At 68.0% G+C, this 18,606-nt stretch carries 16 protein-coding genes; 11 read left to right on the top strand and 5 right to left on the bottom strand.

The window, feature by feature from the left end:
• The first annotated feature begins 6 nt into the window (after nt 1-6).
• From kduI to NJD74_RS15940, 3 genes are all read left to right on the top strand, one after another.
• Nucleotides 7-855, top strand: coding sequence for a 5-dehydro-4-deoxy-D-glucuronate isomerase (gene kduI, locus NJD74_RS15950; protein ID WP_319624559.1), 849 nt, complete (start codon nt 7-9; stop codon nt 853-855).
• A gap of 66 nt (nt 856-921) precedes the next feature.
• Nucleotides 922-1,677: a 2-dehydro-3-deoxy-D-gluconate 5-dehydrogenase KduD gene (gene kduD / locus NJD74_RS15945; RefSeq protein ID WP_019184096.1), complete on the top strand. Its 756-nt coding sequence runs from the start codon at nt 922-924 to the stop codon at nt 1,675-1,677.
• Between the two features lie 178 nt (nt 1,678-1,855).
• Nucleotides 1,856-2,956, top strand: coding sequence for a GDSL-type esterase/lipase family protein (locus NJD74_RS15940; RefSeq protein ID WP_319624558.1), 1,101 nt, complete (start codon nt 1,856-1,858; stop codon nt 2,954-2,956).
• A 111-nt stretch (nt 2,957-3,067) separates the two neighbouring features.
• On the opposite strand, the gene phhA is transcribed toward NJD74_RS15940, so the two are convergent.
• On the bottom strand, nt 3,068-3,964 hold the full coding sequence (gene phhA, locus NJD74_RS15935) for a phenylalanine 4-monooxygenase (RefSeq protein ID WP_046274215.1): 897 nt from the start codon (nt 3,962-3,964) through the stop codon (nt 3,068-3,070).
• Between the two features lie 127 nt (nt 3,965-4,091).
• Between phhA and NJD74_RS15930 the strand changes: the two genes are divergently transcribed.
• Nucleotides 4,092-4,574, top strand: a complete 483-nt coding sequence (locus NJD74_RS15930; protein ID WP_019184100.1) for an Lrp/AsnC family transcriptional regulator — start codon at nt 4,092-4,094, stop codon at nt 4,572-4,574.
• Nucleotides 4,575-4,699: 125 nt separating this feature from the next.
• On the opposite strand, the gene NJD74_RS15925 is transcribed toward NJD74_RS15930, so the two are convergent.
• A complete protein-coding gene (locus NJD74_RS15925) occupies nt 4,700-5,698 on the bottom strand; it encodes a patatin-like phospholipase family protein (protein WP_070472724.1) in 999 nt (332 codons plus the stop codon).
• Between the two features lie 240 nt (nt 5,699-5,938).
• Between NJD74_RS15925 and NJD74_RS15920 the strand changes: the two genes are divergently transcribed.
• Nucleotides 5,939-8,206, top strand: a complete 2,268-nt coding sequence (locus tag NJD74_RS15920) for a TonB-dependent receptor (RefSeq protein ID WP_070472721.1) — start codon at nt 5,939-5,941, stop codon at nt 8,204-8,206.
• A gap of 126 nt (nt 8,207-8,332) precedes the next feature.
• Here the strand turns inward: NJD74_RS15920 and NJD74_RS15915 are convergent, their stop codons facing one another.
• Together NJD74_RS15915 and NJD74_RS15910 are read right to left on the bottom strand one after the other, a co-directional pair.
• A complete protein-coding gene (locus tag NJD74_RS15915) occupies nt 8,333-9,181 on the bottom strand; it encodes a phosphatase PAP2 family protein (RefSeq protein WP_319624557.1) in 849 nt (282 codons plus the stop codon).
• Between the two features lie 128 nt (nt 9,182-9,309).
• Nucleotides 9,310-10,095 carry an ATP-binding cassette domain-containing protein gene (locus tag NJD74_RS15910; RefSeq protein ID WP_319624586.1) on the bottom strand — a complete coding sequence of 262 codons (786 nt, stop codon included), beginning with the start codon at nt 10,093-10,095 and terminating at the stop codon, nt 9,310-9,312.
• A 195-nt stretch (nt 10,096-10,290) separates the two neighbouring features.
• Here NJD74_RS15910 and NJD74_RS15905 point away from each other — a divergent pair, with 195 nt between their 5' ends.
• The 6 genes from NJD74_RS15905 (at nt 10,291) to NJD74_RS15880 (ending at nt 17,945) form a co-directional block, all read left to right on the top strand.
• Entirely contained in the window at nt 10,291-11,493 is a 1,203-nt protein-coding gene (locus tag NJD74_RS15905) for a fatty acid desaturase (RefSeq protein ID WP_019184105.1), read from the top strand.
• 3 nt (nt 11,494-11,496) lie between these two features.
• Nucleotides 11,497-11,874: an EF-hand domain-containing protein gene (locus NJD74_RS15900; RefSeq protein ID WP_070472711.1), complete on the top strand. Its 378-nt coding sequence runs from the start codon at nt 11,497-11,499 to the stop codon at nt 11,872-11,874.
• Nucleotides 11,875-11,947: 73 nt separating this feature from the next.
• Nucleotides 11,948-12,760 (top strand): bifunctional DNA-formamidopyrimidine glycosylase/DNA-(apurinic or apyrimidinic site) lyase, encoded by an 813-nt coding sequence (mutM, locus tag NJD74_RS15895; RefSeq protein ID WP_319624556.1) that lies wholly within the window; start codon nt 11,948-11,950, stop codon nt 12,758-12,760.
• 65 nt (nt 12,761-12,825) lie between these two features.
• Complete coding sequence (locus NJD74_RS15890) at nt 12,826-13,389, top strand: ECF-type sigma factor (RefSeq protein WP_019184109.1); 564 nt, start codon at nt 12,826-12,828, stop codon at nt 13,387-13,389.
• Between the two features lie 30 nt (nt 13,390-13,419).
• The gene (locus NJD74_RS15885; protein WP_284128570.1) at nt 13,420-16,251 is read left to right on the top strand and encodes a serine/threonine-protein kinase; all 2,832 of its coding nucleotides are present in this window, start codon (nt 13,420-13,422) and stop codon (nt 16,249-16,251) included.
• Nucleotides 16,252-16,343: 92 nt separating this feature from the next.
• Entirely contained in the window at nt 16,344-17,945 is a 1,602-nt protein-coding gene (locus NJD74_RS15880) for a glucan biosynthesis protein D (protein WP_319624555.1), read from the top strand.
• A 31-nt stretch (nt 17,946-17,976) separates the two neighbouring features.
• Here NJD74_RS15880 and NJD74_RS15875 read toward each other — a convergent pair whose 3' ends face one another.
• Nucleotides 17,977-18,588, bottom strand: a complete 612-nt coding sequence (locus NJD74_RS15875; RefSeq protein WP_019184112.1) for a thymidine kinase — start codon at nt 18,586-18,588, stop codon at nt 17,977-17,979.
• Nucleotides 18,589-18,606 lie beyond the last annotated feature (18 nt).

The following is an 18,606-nucleotide window of genomic DNA, read 5'->3' as shown; positions in this document are numbered from 1 at the left end:
GACGCCATGTACTGCAAGACCCACTACGCCACCCATCCCGACGCCATCAAGGGCGCCAGCAATGACGACCTGCGCGAGCTGTATCTGCTCGACGGTCTGTTCAACGCCGATGCGGTGACCTTCAAGTACACCCATTACGAGCGCTTCGTGCTCGGCGGTGCGGCCCCGGTCAACGGCCCGGTCTCGCTGCCCAAGCAGACCGAGCCGGCCTCGGCTGCCGGCCACGCGTTCCTGGAGCGCCGCGAGCTGGGCGTGATCAACGTCGGCGCCGGCAGCGGCACCGTCACCGTAGACGGCACCGTGTTCACGCTGGGTCCGAAGGACGGCCTGTACGTGGCCATGGGCAGCACCGAGGTGGTGTTCGCTTCCGATGACGCGGCCAACCCGGCGCAGTTCTACCTGGCCTCGACCCCGGCGCATGCGCGCTTCGAGACCAAGGCGCTGTCGATCAAGGACGCCGTGGCACTGGACCGTGGCGCGCTGGAAACCAGCAACGAGCGCACCATCTACCAGTACATCGTGCCGGCCACCTGCCAGTCCTCGCAGCTGCTGCTGGGCCTGACCGTGCTCAAGCCGGGCAGCGTCTGGAACACGATGCCGCCGCACCTGCACGACCGCCGCAGCGAAGTCTATTTCTACTTCGACCTGGGCCAGAACGACCGCGTGTACCACTTCATGGGCGAGCCGGACGCGCAGCGCCACATCGTCATCCAGAACAACGAAGCCGTCGTCTCGCCGCCGTGGTCCATCCACATGGGCGCGGGCACCAGCAACTACGCCTTCATCTGGGCGATGGGCGGCGAGAACCTGGATTACACCGACATGCACGTGCTGGACATCTGCCAGCTGAAGTAACCCCGACACGCCGCCGGCATCGCGCTGGCGGCGTCTGTTATGCATTGGACAAGGACCACATACGCAATGGCTAATCCGTTCAGTCTGGAAGGCAAGGTCGCCCTCGTCACCGGTGGCAACACCGGCCTGGGCCAGGGCATCGCGGTCGCATTGGCGCAGGCCGGTGCCGACGTCGCCGTGGCCGGCATCGCGCCGCCCACCGAAACCATCGCCAAGATCACCGCCTTGGGTCGTCGCTGCCTGGCGATCGAAGCGAACCTGATCAGCATCGAGCCGGTCGAGCGCGTCATCCGCGAAACCATCGAAGGCCTGGGCGGCCTGGACATCCTGGTCAACAACGCCGGCCTGATCCGCCGCGCCGACGCGGTGGAGTTCAGCGAGCAGGACTGGGATGACGTGATGAACGTCAACATCAAGTCCGCGTTCTTCATCTCGCAGGCCGCCGGCAAGCATTTCATCGCCCAGGGCCGCGGCAAGATCATCAACATCGCCTCGATGCTGTCCTTCCAGGGCGGTATCCGCGTGCCGTCGTACACCGCGAGCAAGAGCGGCATCGCCGGCATCACCCGCCTGCTCGCCAACGAGTGGGCCAGCAAGGGCATCAACGTCAACGCGATCGCCCCGGGCTACATGGCCACCGACAACACCGCCGCACTGCGCGCCGATGAGGACCGCAACAAGTCCATCCTCGACCGCATCCCTGCAGCGCGCTGGGGCACCCCGGAAGACCTCGGCGGCACCGCCGTGTTCCTGGCCTCCAGCGCCTCGGACTACGTCAACGGCGCGGTCCTGCCGGTCGACGGTGGTTGGCTCGCCCGGTAACACCATCGCTATGCGCTGGCGCTCCCACGATCTGCGCTGCAGATCGTGGGCCCCGAGCAATCGTTGCATCCAGACCCCCACCGCTTCGCGGTCGCCCCCTGACTCAGGGGGCTTTCCACCAGATGCACGCCGGTAGTGCCGGCCGCTGGCCGGCAGCTCTCCATTCAGGAGCATGACCATGCTGCGTTTGCTGTTGTCCCTGTCATTCCTGCTCGCGGCCCCCAGCGCGCTGTGCGCCCCGCACCGCATCTTCATTGCCGGGGATTCCACCGCCGCCGAGTACGGCCCGGAGCGCGCGCCACAGGCCGGCTGGGGCCAGGCCTTGCAGAGCTATCTCGATCCCGCCGTGTGGGAGGTCCGCAACCATGCCAAGGGCGGCCGCAGCACGCGCAGCTTCATCGATGAGAAGCGCCTGGATGCGATCGCCGCCGAACTCCAACGTGGCGACGTGCTGCTGATCCAGTTCGGCCACAACGACGCCAAGTTCGAAGACCCCACCCGCTACACCGATCCCGCCGTTGCCTACCCGCGGTTCCTGATGCGCTACGTGCAGCTGGCCCGCGACAAGGGCGCAACGCCGGTGCTGATCACCCCGGTGGCGCGGCTGCTGTACGACTTCGGCTCGCTGCTGGATACGCATGGCGTGTACACCCAGGCCGTGAAAGCGCTGGCCAGCCGTGAGCAGGTCGCGCTGATCGACCTCAATGACAGCTCCACGCGCTGGATCCGCGGGCTGGGCGAGCAGGGTGCCAGGCCCTATTTCATGTTCGTACCCGAGCAGAACAAGGCCGACGGCACGCACTTCAGCGTGGCCGGTGCGACGGCGGTGGCGTGCCTGGTGATGCGTGACTGGGCGGCGTTGCAGCCTGGACTCACTTCGGCGCTGAAGCGCGATATCGACTGCGAGGTGCGCAGTGCAGGGCAGGGCAGTGATGCGGCGAAGCCCTCGCGTGTCGTGCACGAACGCGATATCGCCGTGACCCAGCCGGGGCCGCACGGCGGGGCGGGGCCGACCACGGCGTATCCGTTCTTCGCCGGGGATGACCTGCCGTTCGTGCTGCGCAAGCGCGTGCTGCACAAGGGCGCGGGCATCGGCCTGCACCCGCAGCACAAGGACGAGATCTACTACATCGTCAGCGGGCAGGGCAGCTACGTGCTGGATGGCAAGCAGTACGACGTGGCGGCGGGGGATGCGCTGCTGACGCGGACAGGGAGCTCGCATGCGCTGCAGCAGGTGGGGGAGCAGGATCTGGTGGTGCTGCTGGCGTATCCGCGGTAGAGCCGACCGTGGGTCGGCTGCTCCCGCTCAACGGCGTCCGCCGCAACGTCGCTCGAGCGCCAGCCGACCAACGGTCGGCTCTACCGATCGCACAACGGTCGGCGCTCCCGATCACACGTCGCCGCCGTCTTCCCAGCCTTCGCCCGTGCCCTTCTGGAATACGCGGTCACCGTCCTGCACCTCACCGGCCGGCAGATGGTCCTTCGCCTCCAGCCCGGCATAGATCGGGGTGAAGTCCGGCGCGGTGGCCTGCATCAACTGCTCGAAGCTGTCGATGACGAAGTAGGTCTTCTGGAAGGTGTCGATCCGGTAGCGGGTGCGCATGATCCGCTCCAGATCGAAACCGATCCGGTTCGGTGCGGCCGACTCCAGCGAGTACAGCGATTCGCCCTTGGACGACACGATGCCGGCGCCGTAGATGCGCAGGCCCTCATCGGTGTTGATCAGCCCGAATTCCACCGTGTACCAGTACAGGCGGGTGAGGTGCTGCAGCGCCTCCGGGCCGATGGCATGCGCCTTGACGCCGCCGCGGCCGTAAGCGGCCATGTAATCGGCGAACACCGGGTTCATCAGCAGCGGCACGTGCCCGAACAGGTCATGGAACATGTCCGGTTCGGCGATGTAGTCGATCTGGTCCGGGCGGCGGATCCACCAGGTGACCGGGAAACGGCGGTTGGCCAGGTGGTCGAAGAAATCCAGTTCCGGCAGCAGCCCCTCCACACCCACCAGGGTCCAGCCGGTGGCGGCGCCGAGCACCTCATTGAGCTGGTCGAAGCGCGGGATCATGTGCGCGCTCATGCCCATCTCATCCTGCGCATGCAGGAATTCCTTGCTGGCGCGGCCGACCAGCAATTCGCGCTGGCGCTGGAACAGGGTGCTCCAGGTCGCGTGGTCGTCGGCGGTGTAGCTGTCCCAGGGCTGTTCCACGATGGCAGTGGTATAGACCGGCACGTATCCCTTGTCGGTCTGCTGGTGTTCGACGCGGCGGGGGGCGGTGGCGGTTTCCATCGTGGTGGTCTCCTGGGAAGTCACCTGTCGATGCTAGGGCAGGGCGCGCGCAAGAGGTTTGCAAAGTTGCGCGGATATGGCCTGTTGGCGCAATATCATTGCGTCCACATCATGTTGCGGGGCAGCAATGACCGGAGATGCCCAGTTCGACCGCACGGATCTGCGCTTGCTGGCGGAAATCCAGCAACACGGTCGTGCCACCAACGCCGAGCTCGCCGCCCGGGTCAACCTGTCTCCGTCGGCCTGCCTGCGGCGGGTCCAGCGGCTGGAAAGCGAGGGCGTGATCGCCGGGTATGGCGCCCGCCTTGAGCCGCGTCAGATCGGCCTGGGCCTGCAGGCCTTCGTCCGCGTGCAGCTGGAAAAACACGACCAGCACGCCATCGGCGTGTTCGCCGACAGCGTCGTGGAATGGGATGAGGTGGTGGCCTGCCACGCGCTCACCGGCGACATGGACTACCTGCTGCACATCTATGTGCGCGACCTGGAGCACTTCTCCAGCTTCCTGCTCGACAAACTGCTCAATGCCGCCGGCGTGGCCGACGTCAATTCCAGCTTCGTGCTGCGCACGGTCAAGGAATTCCGCGCGCTGCCGTTGTCGCAGCTGGAATGACGCCGATCGCCCTCGCGATCGCACGGTAGAGCCGACCGTTGGTCGGCTGCCCCAACCCCATGGCCCCGCGGCAACGTCGCTCGAACGGCAGCCGACCAACGGTCGGCTCTACCGGTGGCGGAGTTTCAGCCCTCGCACTTTTCCTTGCGCCCCATCAGCCGGCCCACGCGCGAAGGCGCATCGCACTTGGGCTTGGGCGGCGGCGGGGCGAGCGCGGCGGCACGCGCCTTCTGCAGCTGCTGCACCTTGGCGCGGATCTGCGGCATCGCCGCCATCGCGGCCTTCTCGCCTTCCAGGATCGCGTTGTTGCGCTGGCCGAAATCGGCCGCGCCGATGTCCAGCACCTTGGGCCGGATGATCACGTCCGCGCGTGCCAGTTCCTGCTCGCCCAGGCGCTGGCCCATGATCGAGATCGACTGGTTGACGATGCCGAGCATGCCGGTCGGCGCCTTGCCGCTGGCCTTGCTGGAGATGTCCACGGCGATCACGATGTCCGCGCCGAGCTGGCGCGCCGCATCGACCGGCACCGGGCTGACCACGCCGCCGTCGATGTAGTTGTACTTGCCGATCTTCACCGGCTCGAACACGCCGGGGATGCTGCTGGAGGCGCGCACGGCCTGGCCGACATTGCCACGCACGAACACGGTGCGCTCGCCGGTTTCCAACTGGGTGGCGACCGCGGCGAACGGCTTGCTCAGCTTCTCGGCGGGGCGGTTGTCGACCTGGGCGTTGACGTAGTCCTGCAGCTTCTGGCCCTGGACCAGGCCACCGGAGAACAGGCGCACGTCGCGGATGCTGGCTTCATCCAGGGCCACCGCCTTGGACTGCATCTGGAACGCGTCCATGCCGCTGGCGTACAGGGCGCCGACCACGCTGCCGGCGCTGGTGCCCGACACGACCACCGGTTCGAAGCCGTTGGCCTCCAGCATCTTGATCACCCCGATATGGGCGAAGCCCTTGGCCGCGCCGCCGCCGAGCGCGATGCCGATCTTGACCGGCTTGGCCGGGGTTACCGGCACGGCCGCCGGCGGCGGGGTGGGGCGCACGGGATCACCGCCGCAACCGGCCAGCAGGCCGAGCAGGGCAACGGACAGCGTCAGGCGGGTACGGCGCAGTGAGGTCATCGGCGTGGCAACGTGAATGGGCATCGAGGCCCGCCAGCATACCGAAGCGCTGGCGGACCCGGCAGGGCGGCAGGGCAGGGCATTCAGGCGATGACCGGGGATGTCGGGACGCGATCGCCGTCACAACGCGCAGGCTCGGGAGCAGGTAATGAATAGGCGTTGTTTGCGGCTCTGTTGCTGTACTGCAACAATTGTCTGGTAGCGCCGGTCCACCACCCCTCCCAACACAGCCTAAACGCCATGTTCCCGAACCGCACTGCCCACGGCCGTTTCCCGTCCGTGCACCCGCTCGTTGTCGCGCTTGCCGCCCTGCTGCCATTGACGGCCGCAGCCCAGGATGCCCCCGCCACCAAGGATCCGGTCGCCCTCGATACGCTGCAGGTCACGGCGCAACGCCGCGTCGAAAACGCCAAGGACGTGCCGGTCTCGATCTCGGCCATCCAGGGTGAAAAGCTCGACGTGCTCGGTTCAGCCGGCGATGACATCCGCTTCCTGTCGGCGCGTGTGCCCAGCCTGAACATCGAATCGTCCTACGGCCGTGCCTTCCCGCGTTTCTACATCCGCGGCCTGGGCAACACCGATTTCGACCTCAATGCCTCGCAGCCGGTCTCGCTGGTGTATGACGATGTGGTGCAGGAAAGCCCGCTGCTGAAGGGCTTCCCGCTGTTCGACCTGGCCGGTGTGGAAGTGCTGCGTGGCCCGCAGGGCACGCTGTTCGGCCGTAATACCCCGGCCGGCGTGGTCAAGTTCGATTCGGCGCGTCCCTCGCAGGATGCCGACGGCTATATCAAGGTCGCCTACGGCAGCTACAACACCTGGAACACGCAGGGCGCCTACGGCGGCCCGCTGACCGACCGCTGGTCGGCACGCGTGTCCGCGCTGTACCAGCGCCGCGACGACTGGGTCACCAACACCCGCCAGGGCGCCCCGGCGCAGGGCTTCGAGGGGTATGACGAAGCCGCTGCCCGCGTGCAGTTCCTGTACGAAGGCGATGATGTCGAAGCGCTGTTCAACCTGCACAAGCGCAAGCTCAACGGCACCGCGCGCCTGTTCCGCGCCAACATCATCAAGCCGGGCACCAACCAGCTGGTCGAGAACTTCGACCGCGATGAAGTCTCCACCGATGGCCAGAACTTCTCCGACCTGGAAACCTGGGGCGGCAGCGCGCGCCTGAAGTGGGACCTGGGCCGCGTGACCCTGCACTCGATCACCGGTTACGAGACCGCCGAATCGCTGAACCACGGCGACATCGACGGCGGTTACGGTGCCAGCTTCCTGGGCGCCGGCAACTACGGTCCGGGCAACATCCCGTTCGCCTCCGAATCGGCCGATGGCCTGCCGCACCACCGCCAGTGGACCCAGGAATTCCGCGTGGAATCCAATGAGTGGGGCCGCTTCGACTGGCAGGCCGGCGTGTTCTACTTCGATGAAGATGTCACCATCGACAGCTTCAACTACGACTCGCTGACCCCGGGCAATCCGCAGACCGGTCACGCCGTGCAGCAGCAGCGCAACAAGGCGTGGGCCGCGTTCGCCTCCGGCGATTTCGACGTGACCGAGCGCTTCAAGCTGCGCGGTGGCGTGCGCTACACGCAGGACAAGAAGGACTTCAGCGCCAGCGTGCTTCAGGCCGTGCCGTTCGGCACCCCGGTCAGCGGCCCGTACATCGCCAGGACCGATGTCAACGACGTCAGCTGGGACCTGAGCGGCGTCTACCAGATCACTGACAACCTCAACGCGTATGCCCGTGTGGCCAAGGGCTTCCGCGCGCCGTCGATCCAGGGCCGCCTGGCCTTTGGTGGCGTCTCGCAGGCGGATTCGGAGAAGGTGATCTCCTACGAGGCCGGCATCAAGGCCGACCTGTTCGACCGCCGCGCACGCCTGGGCTTCAACGTGTTCCGCTACAACGTCGACGGCCAGCAGCTGATCGCCGTGGGTGGCAGCAACAACACCGCGACCCTGCTTAACGCGGACAAGACCATCGGCCAGGGCGCCGAGCTCGACTTCGAGGCCTACCTGACCGACCACGTCCTGCTGACCCTGGGCAGCAGCTACAACGACACCGAGATCAAGGACAAGGATCTGGCGGTGGCGATCTGTGGCGGCGGCTGCACCATCACCGACCCGACCACGGTCATCGATGGCGGCACCTACGCGCTGGTCAACGGCAATCCGCTGCCGCAGGCGCCGAAGTGGATCCACAACCTGACCCTGCGCGCCGGCTTCCCGGTCAACGATGCCAGCGAGTTCTATGTCTACACCGACTGGGCTTACCGCAGCGAAGTGAACTTCTTCCTGTACGAGTCCCCGGAGTTCCGCAGCCGCTCTTCGCTGGAAGGGGGCCTGCGCCTGGGCTACAACTGGGATTACGGCCAGTACGACGTGGCCGTGTACGGCCGCAACCTGACCGACCAGGTCCGCGTGGTCGGCGCGATCGACTTCAACAACCTGACCGGCTTCCTCAACGAGCCGCGCACGTTCGGCGTGGAGTTCACCGCGAAGTTCTGATGCACGTCATGCGGTAGGTGCCCACCGTGGGTGGGCACGCCCGTGAAAACGAAAACGGCGCGGAGAAATCCGCGCCGTTTTTTTTTGCCATGCGCGGTAGAGCCGACCGTTGGTCGGCTGCCCTGCTTACAACGCGCTCGCCGGCCGCACCTTCAACACCGCTTCTTCAGCCGCGCAATCCTGCGCCGAATGCAGCCCTGCCTTGCGTGCCGCAGCGATCTCCTTGCGTGCCGCCAGCAGGTCACTGTTGAACACAGCGTTGTCATGCAGGCGTGCCACGGCGGCAGCGCCCATGAAGCGGCCTTCCAGGATGTCGCTCTGCCAATGCACGTTGCAGACTAGGCGGCTCTCGCCATAGTTGCGGCCGCGTGCCTGGATCGCGTCGGCGCGGTCCGGGGCGATCTCCGAGAGGATCAGGGCCCAGGCCCAACCGATCGAGGTATGGCCGGACGGATAAGAACCATTGCCGCGCAGGTCCTTCTCGTCTTCCGGCGAGCAGGTCGGCTCGTTGTTGACCATGAACGGCCGTGCGCGCTGGTAGTGCTTCTTCGCCGTGCGGGTGGCCGCGCTGGCATCGATCCGGCTGCGTTCCAACAGACGGTACAGGGCGGGCGTCTTGACCGCATCCACGTCGACATCGATCGCGCAGGAGAACTGGTTGGCACCGGCCGGGAAGGCGAGCTCGGCGTCACGGTGGGCCTGCTCGAAGCGTGGGCTGCCGCGCAGGGCACGGGCTTCACGGCTGACCTGCTCATCCAGCGCGAAGCCGGCCGAGCCGGCCGCCGGCGGTGCCGGTACCAGTGCCAGGCTGTCCGGCACGGCGCTGCCCTGCAGGTAGCCGACCGCCTTGGTGGTGACCGACGCTTCCACCGCCGTGGTGCGCGGTGCCGCCGTTGACGAACAGCCGGCAAGGGCGGCGAGCAGGGCAGTCACCAGCATCGGGCGGACGGCAGCGGAGCGCAGGAACGACGACATCGGCAGGTCTCGAAGAGGGGGAGCCGCATGATCGCAGCTTCATCCGGCCACGGGAGCGGCCGGGCGGCATCCGGCCAGATCCGGCATGGCCGTGCCGCAGTGGGGGGCCGCGGGGCCCCCTTTCGCGTTCACCCCGCGAACGCGCTCAACCGGCCGGCCTGTTCCACCACGCGGATCGGGCCGCCGAACAGCTCGGACAACGGTCCATCCCGCAGCAGTTCCGCGCGCGGGCCATCGGCGAGGATCTTGCCACCGCGCAGCATCACCACCCGCTCGATCTCGGGAATGATCTCCTCGATGTGGTGGGTCACCAGCACCAGCGTGATGCCCTGGCGGGCGAGATCGCGCATGGTGGCGATCAGCTGCTCGCGGGCGATCAGGTCCAGCCCGGTGGAGGGCTCATCCAGCAGCAGGGCCTGCGGCCGGTTCACCAGCGCCCGGGCGATCAGCACGCGCCGGGTCTCGCCGGCCGACAGCTCGGCATAGCCACGCTGCAGCAGGGGCAGGGCGCCGGTCATGGCCAGGGTTTCACGCGCGCGTTCGCGCATCCCCGGGGTCACTTCGCGGAAGGCCGGCACCACGAAGCTGGCGAAGAAGCCGGTCAGCACCGCCTCTTCCACGGTCAGCCCGGGCATGTCCGATAGGTTGCTGCTCAGGTCGCCGGTGACGATGCCCAGCTGCGAGCGCAGCCGGTCCACCTGCCAGCGGTTCTGGCCGAGCACGCGCACCGCCACCGTGCCATCGCCATGCGCCAGCGGGTACAGCTCGCGGGTGATGAGCTTGATGAAGGACGACTTGCCGCAGCCATTGGGGCCCAGCAGGGCGGTGTGCTGGCCCTGTTCGATGCGTAGGCTGAGATCGTGCAGGACCCGGACCTGCCCGCGGATGACACAGGCGCGGTCGAGCTCGATCAGGGGGACGGAGGAGGCCGGCACCACCGGCGAGGCTGCGACTGTCATGAATGCGGGGGCATGCTCACGAAGGTAAGGGAGGAACTGAATGACTGCGCAAAAATGGCATCGAAGGGATGAAGTTTGCAACGTCAGGCCCCATCATGTCCGAAGGTGTACCCGTTTCCTTGCTGGCCGACTGCGGCCCGGAGTTCTGCGATGCTCGATACGCTCCTCAACTTCCTGACCGGCGGCGTCGTCGGCCTTGGCTGGTGGGGCATGGCGCTGGTGCTGCTGGTATTCACGCAGCTCACCATCTTCGCCGTGACCCTGTATCTGCATCGCAGCCAGGCGCACCGGGGGGTGGATTTCCATCCGGTCATCGCGCACTTCTTCCGGTTCTGGACCTGGCTGACCACCTCCATGATCACCAAGGAGTGGGTGGCGATCCATCGCAAGCACCACGCCAAGGTGGAAACCGATGAAGACCCGCACAGCCCGGTGACCAAGGGCATCGGCATGGTGTTCTGGCGCGGCGTGGAGCTGTACCGCGAGGCCCGCGCAATGCGTGCGGACATCGAGCAGTACGGCCGCGGCGCCCCGGATGACTGGATCGAGCGCCACCTGTACACCCCGCACGCCAATCTCGGCCCGGTCGCGCTGCTGGTCATCAACAGCGTGCTGTTCGGCCTGCCCGGCGTGGCCCTGTGGGCGATCCAGATGGCCTGGATCCCGTTCTGGGCCGCCGGCGTCATCAACGGCCTGGGCCACTGGTGGGGCTACCGCAACTTCGAATCGGCCGATACCTCCACCAACCTGACCCCGTGGGCGTTCTGGGTGGGTGGCGAAGAGCTGCACAACAACCATCACGCCTTCCCCAGTTCGGCGCGCTTCTCCATGCGCCGCTGGGAGTTCGACATCGGCTGGGCGGTGATCCGCGGCCTGCAGGCCCTGCGCCTGGCCAAGGTACTGCGCGTAGCACCGAGCATGGACGTGCGCCCGAACATCGCCGTGCCGGATGCTGAAACCCTCAAGGCCCTGCTGTCGCACCGCTTCCAGGCGATGACCGATTACCAGCGCAACGTGTTCGTGCCGGCCCTGCGCGAAGAGGCCGCGATGGCTGGCGCCAAGTTGCGCAAGCTGCTGCCGCGCCGCATGCGCCGTGGCCTGGTCAACGACGGCCGCTGGCTCAAGCCGGATTGCCGCGCCCAGCTCAGCACGTGGGTCGAACAGCGCCCGCGCATCCGCGTGCTCGTTGAACACCGTGCGCGTCTGGCAGCCCTGCTGGAAGCACGTGGCAATGACGCCGCCGAACGCTTGAAGCTGCTGCAGGCGTGGTGCCATGAAGCGGAAGCCAGTGGCATCGCCGCGCTGCAGAACTATGCCGCGCGCCTGAAGGGCTACGCACTGACGGCGCACTGATCGATGCGCTTCCCGACCGGGAACGTCTCCGCAAAACGCCGCCTTGTGCGGCGTTTTGCGTGTCTGGGCCTGGCCGTTGGCGTGCTGGGTGCGACGGCACAGGCGCAGGTCACGGATACGGGCAGTTACCTGCAGCGCATGGACACCGACGGCGACGGCCGGGTCAGCGTGGAGGAATACGTGCAGTGGCTGCTGTACGCCTTCGATCGCATGGACCGCAACGGCGATGGCGTGCTCAGCGCCGATGAGCTGCCCGGTGGCAAAGGCCCGCCGATCACGCGGGAGCAGCGGCGGCAGACGCTGATCCAGCGGTTCCACAAACAGGATGCCAATGGCGACGGGTATTTGAGTGCGCGCGAGTTGGCTGCGCCGCCGCGCTGAGCGTCACTCGGACCGTAGCGGGGCAGTCCGCCGCTCTACCGCGGTTCATCGGGGGACGCCTTAGAATCCCCTCATGCCCGAGCTTCCCGAAGTAGAAACCACCCGCCGCGGCCTTTCCCCACACCTGGAAGGCCGCAGCATCCACGGCGTGATCCTGCGTCGCCCCGACCTGCGCTGGCCGATTCCGCCGGAGATCAGCACGCTGCTCCCCGGGCAGGCCATCCAGGGCGTGCGCCGCCGCGCCAAGTACCTGCTGCTTGATACCGCCATCGGCAGCGCGCTGCTGCACCTGGGCATGTCCGGCAGCCTGCGCGTGCTGCCCGGCGATACGCCGGTGCGCGCGCACGACCACGTGGACATCAGCCTGGACAACGGCCGGCTGCTGCGCTTCAACGACCCGCGCCGCTTCGGCAGCCTGCTGTGGCAGCCGGCCGGGGAAACCCATGCCCTGCTGGCCGGGCTGGGTCCGGAGCCGCTCGACGACGCCTTCGATGGCGACTACCTGTTCGCCCGCAGCCGCGGCCGCAGCGCGTCGGTGAAGACCTTCCTGATGGACCAGGGCATCGTGGTCGGCGTCGGCAACATCTACGCCGCCGAAAGCCTGTTCATGGCCGGAATCAATCCGCTGCGCGAGGCCGGGAAGATCTCCCGCGCGCGCTACCAGCGCCTGGCCGATGCGGTGAAACAGATCCTGGCCTATGCCATCACCCGCGGCGGCACCACCCTGCGCGATTTCATCAATCCGGACGGGGCGCCGGGGTACTTCGAGCAGGAGCTGCTGGTCTACGGGCGTGAAGGCGAGCCCTGCCGGCAGTGTGGCCGGCTGCTCCGCCACGCCACCATCGGCCAGCGCGCCAGCGTCTGGTGCGGGCACTGCCAGCGCTGAATCGTCGCGCGCCTGTCGCCCATCGGGCGGTATAGTCCGGCCAACGTCACCGGCGGGGGTGTGCGATGGACGAAGGACCGGATATCACCGTGTGGCTGGATTCGGCCCGGGCGGGCGACCGCGCCGCGCTCGACCGGGTCCTGACCCTGCTCTACCAGGAACTGCACAGCATGGCCCGCCGGCAGCTGGCCGGCCAGCAGGGCCGCACCCTGGATGCCACCTCGCTGGTGCACGAGTCGTACCTGAAGCTGCTCGGCTCGCGGGGCGCCGCGCGCTTCGAGGACCGCGCGCATTTCTTCGCCTACGCCGCCTCGGCGATGCGCAGCGTGGTGGTCGATTACGCGCGCAACCGGCTGGCGCGCAAACGCGGCGGTGACCTCAAGCGGGTGGAACTGCCGGAGAACAGCAGCAGCGGCGTGCGCCTGGATGAAGACCTGCTGGCGCTGGATGTCGCGCTGGCGCAGCTGCACGCGGTGGATGCACACCTGGCCAAGGTGGTGGAACTGCGGTACTTCGCCGGCCTGTCCGAGCAGGAAATCGCCGACCTGTGCCAACGCTCGGAGCGCAGCATCCGCCGCGACTGGCAGAAGGCGCGCATGTTCCTGCTGGCGTCGGTCGGGGAGCCCTGAAAGCCCACGCATCGTCCGGGGAGAGGACCGATGGAGGCGTCACGCTGGCGGCAGCTGTCCTGCCTGCTGGATCAATTGCTGGAACTGCCCGAACCGGCGCGTGAGCAGCGGCTGTCGCGCCTGCGTGTGGAGGATCCGGGCCTGGCCGAGGATGTGGAGCGCCTGCTCGCCCACGAGCGCGACAGCCACGAGTTCCTTGCCCAGCCGTTGTGGACCGCCGCGCCGGAGGACAGCCGGGTAGGCACGCGGGTCGGCCCGTACCGGCTGCTGCGCCCGCTCGGCGAGGGCGGCATGGGCGAGGTCTGGCTGGCCGAGCGCGCCGATGGCCTGTACGAGCGCCAGGTCGCCCTGAAGCTGCTGCGCAGCGGCTACGCCGATCCCGGCCTGCGCCAGCGCTTCAGCCGCGAGCGCGAGATTCTGGCGCGGCTGCAGCACCCGAACCTGGCCCATCTGCTGGATGCCGGCGTGGATCTGCAGGGGCAGCCTTACCTTGCGCTGGCCTACGTGGAAGGCGAGCCGATCACCGAGCACTGCCAGCGCCTGGCGCTCCCGCTGGAGCGGCGCCTGCAGCTGATGTTGCAGGTCTGCGCGGTGGTCAGCCACGCGCACGCGAACCTGATCGTGCATCGCGACCTCAAGCCCTCCAACATCCTGGTCACCGCCGAGGGCGAGGTGAAACTGCTGGACTTCGGCATCGCCAAGCTGCTCGACGATGACGAGGGCAAACCGCCCGTGCATCCTCCCACCGAAGCGCGGGCGTTCACCCTGCACTACGCCGCGCCGGAACAGGTCCGCGGCGAGCCGGTCTCCACGCTGACCGATGTCTATTCCCTGGGCGTGGTGTTGTTCGAGGTGATCACCGGGCAGAAGCCCTATCGCCTGCGCCGGCACAGCGATGCGGAGTGGGAGCGCTCGATCCTGGAGGTGCAGGCCCCGCGCGCCTCGGCGGTGGTGGCGCGCGTGGCGGCAGCCGGGGGTGAGCAGGCGGTGGCGGCCAGGCGCCTGTCGCGGCGCCTGCGCGGCGACCTGGACACCATCCTGCTCAAGGCCCTGCAGAAGGAACCCGGGCAGCGCTACGCCTCGGTGGAAGCGCTGGCCCAGGACCTGCGCCGCTTCCTCGAAGGCCGCCCGATCCATGCCCGGCCGCAGCACGTGGGTTACCGGCTGCGCAAATACCTGGGCCGCCACCGCTGGGGCGTGGCGCTGGGCAGCATGGCGGTGCTGGCCCTGCTCGCACTGGCGCTCACCGCGCTGTGGCAGATGCAGCAGGCCCGGCGTGAAGTGGCGCGCGCCCAGGCGATGGAGGATTTCACCGTGGGCTTGTTCGACCGGGCCGCCGGCGTGCGACACGGCAGTTTCGATCTGCGCCAGCTGCTGGCCACCGGACAGCAGCGGGGCGAGGCGGAACTGCGCGATCAGCCACTGTCGCTGGCCGAGCTGGAAGGCGTGATCGGCCGGCTGCGGATCGGCATGGGCGACTACCAGCTGGCGCTGCAGACGCTCGATCACCAGCGCGCGCTGCTCGAGCAGGCCGGCGAGGTGCCACCGGCGCTGCAGCTGGAAGCGGTGACCCAGCGTGGACGGGCCCTGCGCATGCTGGGGCGCTCGCGCGAGTGCGTGACCCACCTCACGCCGATGCAGGCATTGGCCACGCAGCAGCGTCTGCGGCTGCCGACGGTCGTGGCCGAGTACCACACCCAGTTGGGGCGCTGCCAACAGCTGCTGGGCTACCGCGACAACGCCCGTGCCTCCTTCGAGCAGGCGCGGGTGCTGCGCCGTGATGTGCTGCGTGATACGCAGGGCACTGCGGAGAGCCTGGCCGATCTGGCCGCGCTGGACAGCGACGATGGCCGTGCGGCGGCCGCATTGGCCGGCTACCGGCAGGCGCTGCAGCTGCTGCAGGCCAAGGCCAGCGCGCGCAACCCGCAGTTGATCGCGCTGCGGCGGCACATGGGCGAGACGCTGGCCGCACAGGGCGACCTCGACGCTGCCGGGCAGGCGCTGCAATGGGCCGGCGCCGATGCGGTGGCACTTTACGGGCCGGATCACCCGGAAACCCTGTCGATCCGTCGCCTGCGCGCGCTGCTGGCGCTGCAGCGCGGTGACCTGCAGCAGGCGCAGGCCCAGTTGCAGCAGGTGCATCGCCTGACCCGGCAGGCGCTGGGTGAACAGCATCGCGATACCGGCCTGACCTGGCATGCGCTGGGGCGGCTGGCGCTGGAGCGCGGTGACAGTGCCACCGCGATCGATGATCTGGGCCGCGCCGTGGCGATCTGGCGCCAACCCGATTGCGTCGGCCTGCTGCCGCAGGGCCTGTACGACTATGCCGCTGCCCTGGCCCAGGGCGGGCGTTGGCAGGCTGCCCTGGCCGCCCTGCATGAGGGACGGCAGTGGCAGGCCGCGCAACGCGGCGACGACGATGCGTCCGTGCAGCAGGCCGATCGGCAGATGGCGGAGATCGTCAGTGCGCAGGGTGATCCACGCCAGGCCGGCGAGCAGTTGGCGGCGCTGATGCGTCGGGTGGACCGTGCCGGGCCCTCCAGCCCGGCGCTGCAGCGCGCGTTGCAGCTGGCCTGGGGCCGCAACCTGGGCCGGATGGGCCAGACCGTGGAAGCGCGCCGCGCGCTGGCGCCCTTGCTGGTGGGCGACGCCGCCGACCTGGACAGCCGTGCCCTGCGCTGGCGCGCGCGCGCGGCGATGGCGCAGCTGGACTGCGGCACCTCCCCGGCGCGTGCGCGCGAAGCACTGGGCCAGCTTCGGCAGGAGCTGCAGGCACAGTGGCCGCAGGGCGGGCAGTTGCTGCAGGAGGTGAACCGGCTGCGCCAGGACTGCGTGCCGGCGCAGGTCGCCGCCGGGCCCTGACCGTGCTGGCTGAACGCCGCCGCGCATTCACCTCGGCGAATTAACGTCTGCGTGCCTATGATGGCCGGCCCTTCCCTGCCATCGCTGCCTGCATGCAACGACGCGACTTCCTCCGCAATGCCTCCGTGGCCCTGGCCGCTTTCGGCCTGCCCGCACTGCCGGCCTGCGCCGCGCAGGGCAACCAGGTCGGCCTGCGCCGGCTGGGCCAGCCGCAGCCGTTCGATTTCGCCTCGCTCAAAGGGCAGGCCCGCGCGCTGTCCCAGGCCGCCTACCAGAGCCACAAGCGCACTCTGCCGGGCCCGGTGGAAGGGCTGGACTGGGACCAGTACCAGTCCATCCAGTACCGTCAGGACCACGCCCTGTGGGCCGACCAGCCCGGGCGTTACCAGGCCAAGTTCTTCCACCTGGGGCTGTACTTCCATTCCCCGGTGCGGATGTTCGACGTGACCGACGGCAAGGCGCAGGAACTGGCCTATGACGGCGCCGCCTTCGATTACGGCAAGAGCGGCCTGAAGGGCAGCCACCTGCCGGCCGACCTGGGCTTTGCCGGCTTCCGCCTCAATACCCGCAAGGACACCGACCGCGACTTCGCCGCGTTCCTCGGTGCCAGCTATTTCCGCGCGGTCGGCAAGGAGGGCCAGTACGGCCAATCCGCGCGCGGCCTAGCGATCGACACCGGCATGGGCAAGCCCGAGGAATTCCCGGATTTCATCGCCTACTACCTGGAGCAACCGGCAGCGGACTCGAACACGCTGGTGGTCTATGCCCTGCTGGATTCACCCAGCACCACCGGCGCCTACCGCTTTGCGATCACCAACGGCGATGTGCTGTTGATGGACATCGACTGCGCGCTGTACCCCCGCAAGGCGATCGAACGCCTGGGCATCGCCCCGTGCACCAGCATGTACCAGGTCGGCGAGAACGACCGCCGCATGGCCTGGGACTGGCGCCCGGAGATCCACGATACCGATGGCCTGTCGATGTGGACCGGCGCCGGCGAATGGATCTGGCGCCCGCTGTGCAACCCGTACCACCTGCGCTTCAACATGTTCGTGGACAACAACCCGCGCGGCTTCGGCCTGCTCCAGCGCGACCGCAACTTCGACCATTACCAGGACGACGGCGTCTTCTACGAGAAGCGTCCGTGCCTGTGGGTCGAACCGAAGGGGCAATGGGGCAAGGGCTCGGTGCAGCTGGTTGAAATCCCGACCGTGGATGAGACCTTCGACAACATCGTGGCGTTCTGGAATCCCGAGGCCAAGCCGCAGCCGGGCCAGGAGCTGCTGCTCGGCTACCGCCTGTACTGGGGCGCGGAGCCGCCGGCGCGCCCGCCGCTGGCGCACTGCGTGGCCACCCGTACCGGCCTGGGCGGGGTGATCGGCAAGAAGCGCGAGTACTTCTCGTGGCGCTTCGCGGTCGATTTCGAAGGTGGCGAACTGGCCGCGATGATCGACAAGGGCGAAGTCGAGGCCGTCGTGCAGGTCAGCCGTGGCCGCACCGAGATCGTTTCGGCGCGCCCGCTGCGCGAGATCAAGGGCTACCGTGCGATGTTTGACGTGGTGCCGCCGGATGACTCGACCGAGCAGATCGACATCCGCCTGTACCTGCGCAGTGGCGGGAAAACGTTGACCGAAACCTGGCTCTATCAGTACAGCCCGCCGCCGAAGGGCGCGGCGGAGCGCACGTTGTACTGAGGCGCCTGGGTGAGGCTGACGGGGAGGCGGGTCAACCGGCCTGCAACGGGTCGATACGGCCTTCACCGCGCATGATCTTCTTGAACTCTGCGCGGCTTACCGACACATAGCGCTCGTTGCCGCCGATCTCCACCTGCGGCCCGTCCTGCACCGCGTGGCCGTGCTCATCCACGCGCACGGTCATCGTGGCCTTCTTGCCGCTGTGGCAGATCGTCTTGATCTCCTGCATCTCATCGGCCCAGGCCAGCAGGTACTGGCTGCCTTCGAACAGCTCACCGCGGAAATCGGTGCGCAGGCCGTAGCAGAGCACCGGGATGCGCATCTGGTCGACCACCTCGCTGAGCTGCCACACCTGGCTGCGGCTCAGGAACTGCGCCTCATCCACCAGGACGCAGCCCAGCGGGCCGTGCGTGCCGATGTCCTCGGCGATCAGCTGCTGCAGGTCGGTGTCGGGGTGGAACGCGATCCCGTCCGCCTTCAGGCCGATCCGCGAGGCGACCACGCCGTGCCCGGCGCGATCATCCAGCCGCGGGGTCAGGATGGCCACGCGCATGCCCCGCTCGCGGTAGTTGTGCGCCGACTGCAGCAGGGTCGTGGTCTTGCCGGCGTTCATCGCCGAATAATAGAAATAGAGCTTGGCCATGCCGGGATTTTATCCGTT

It is taken from the genome of Stenotrophomonas sp. RG-453 (assembly GCF_033843685.1).
Taxonomy (GTDB): Bacteria; Pseudomonadota; Gammaproteobacteria; order Xanthomonadales; family Xanthomonadaceae; genus Stenotrophomonas; species Stenotrophomonas bentonitica_A.
Note: the sequence above shows the minus strand (reverse complement) of the source record. Positions and strands in the feature narration are given on the sequence as shown.

Bases quoted from the DNA above. Each gene is read 5' to 3' on its own strand.
- kduI (WP_319624559.1), top strand. From the start codon at position 7: ATGTACTGCAAGACCCACTACGCCACCCATCCCGACGCCATCAAGGGC.
- kduD (WP_019184096.1), top strand. From the start codon at position 922: ATGGCTAATCCGTTCAGTCTGGAAGGCAAGGTCGCCCTCGTCACCGGT.
- NJD74_RS15940 (WP_319624558.1), top strand. From the start codon at position 1,856: ATGCTGCGTTTGCTGTTGTCCCTGTCATTCCTGCTCGCGGCCCCCAGC.
- phhA (WP_046274215.1), bottom strand. From the start codon at position 3,964: ATGGAAACCGCCACCGCCCCCCGCCGCGTCGAACACCAGCAGACCGAC.
- NJD74_RS15930 (WP_019184100.1), top strand. From the start codon at position 4,092: ATGACCGGAGATGCCCAGTTCGACCGCACGGATCTGCGCTTGCTGGCG.
- NJD74_RS15925 (WP_070472724.1), bottom strand. From the start codon at position 5,698: ATGACCTCACTGCGCCGTACCCGCCTGACGCTGTCCGTTGCCCTGCTC.
- NJD74_RS15920 (WP_070472721.1), top strand. From the start codon at position 5,939: ATGTTCCCGAACCGCACTGCCCACGGCCGTTTCCCGTCCGTGCACCCG.
- NJD74_RS15915 (WP_319624557.1), bottom strand. From the start codon at position 9,181: ATGTCGTCGTTCCTGCGCTCCGCTGCCGTCCGCCCGATGCTGGTGACT.
- NJD74_RS15905 (WP_019184105.1), top strand. From the start codon at position 10,291: ATGCTCGATACGCTCCTCAACTTCCTGACCGGCGGCGTCGTCGGCCTT.
- NJD74_RS15900 (WP_070472711.1), top strand. From the start codon at position 11,497: ATGCGCTTCCCGACCGGGAACGTCTCCGCAAAACGCCGCCTTGTGCGG.
- mutM (WP_319624556.1), top strand. From the start codon at position 11,948: ATGCCCGAGCTTCCCGAAGTAGAAACCACCCGCCGCGGCCTTTCCCCA.
- NJD74_RS15890 (WP_019184109.1), top strand. From the start codon at position 12,826: ATGGACGAAGGACCGGATATCACCGTGTGGCTGGATTCGGCCCGGGCG.
- NJD74_RS15885 (WP_284128570.1), top strand. From the start codon at position 13,420: ATGGAGGCGTCACGCTGGCGGCAGCTGTCCTGCCTGCTGGATCAATTG.
- NJD74_RS15880 (WP_319624555.1), top strand. From the start codon at position 16,344: ATGCAACGACGCGACTTCCTCCGCAATGCCTCCGTGGCCCTGGCCGCT.
- NJD74_RS15875 (WP_019184112.1), bottom strand. From the start codon at position 18,588: ATGGCCAAGCTCTATTTCTATTATTCGGCGATGAACGCCGGCAAGACC.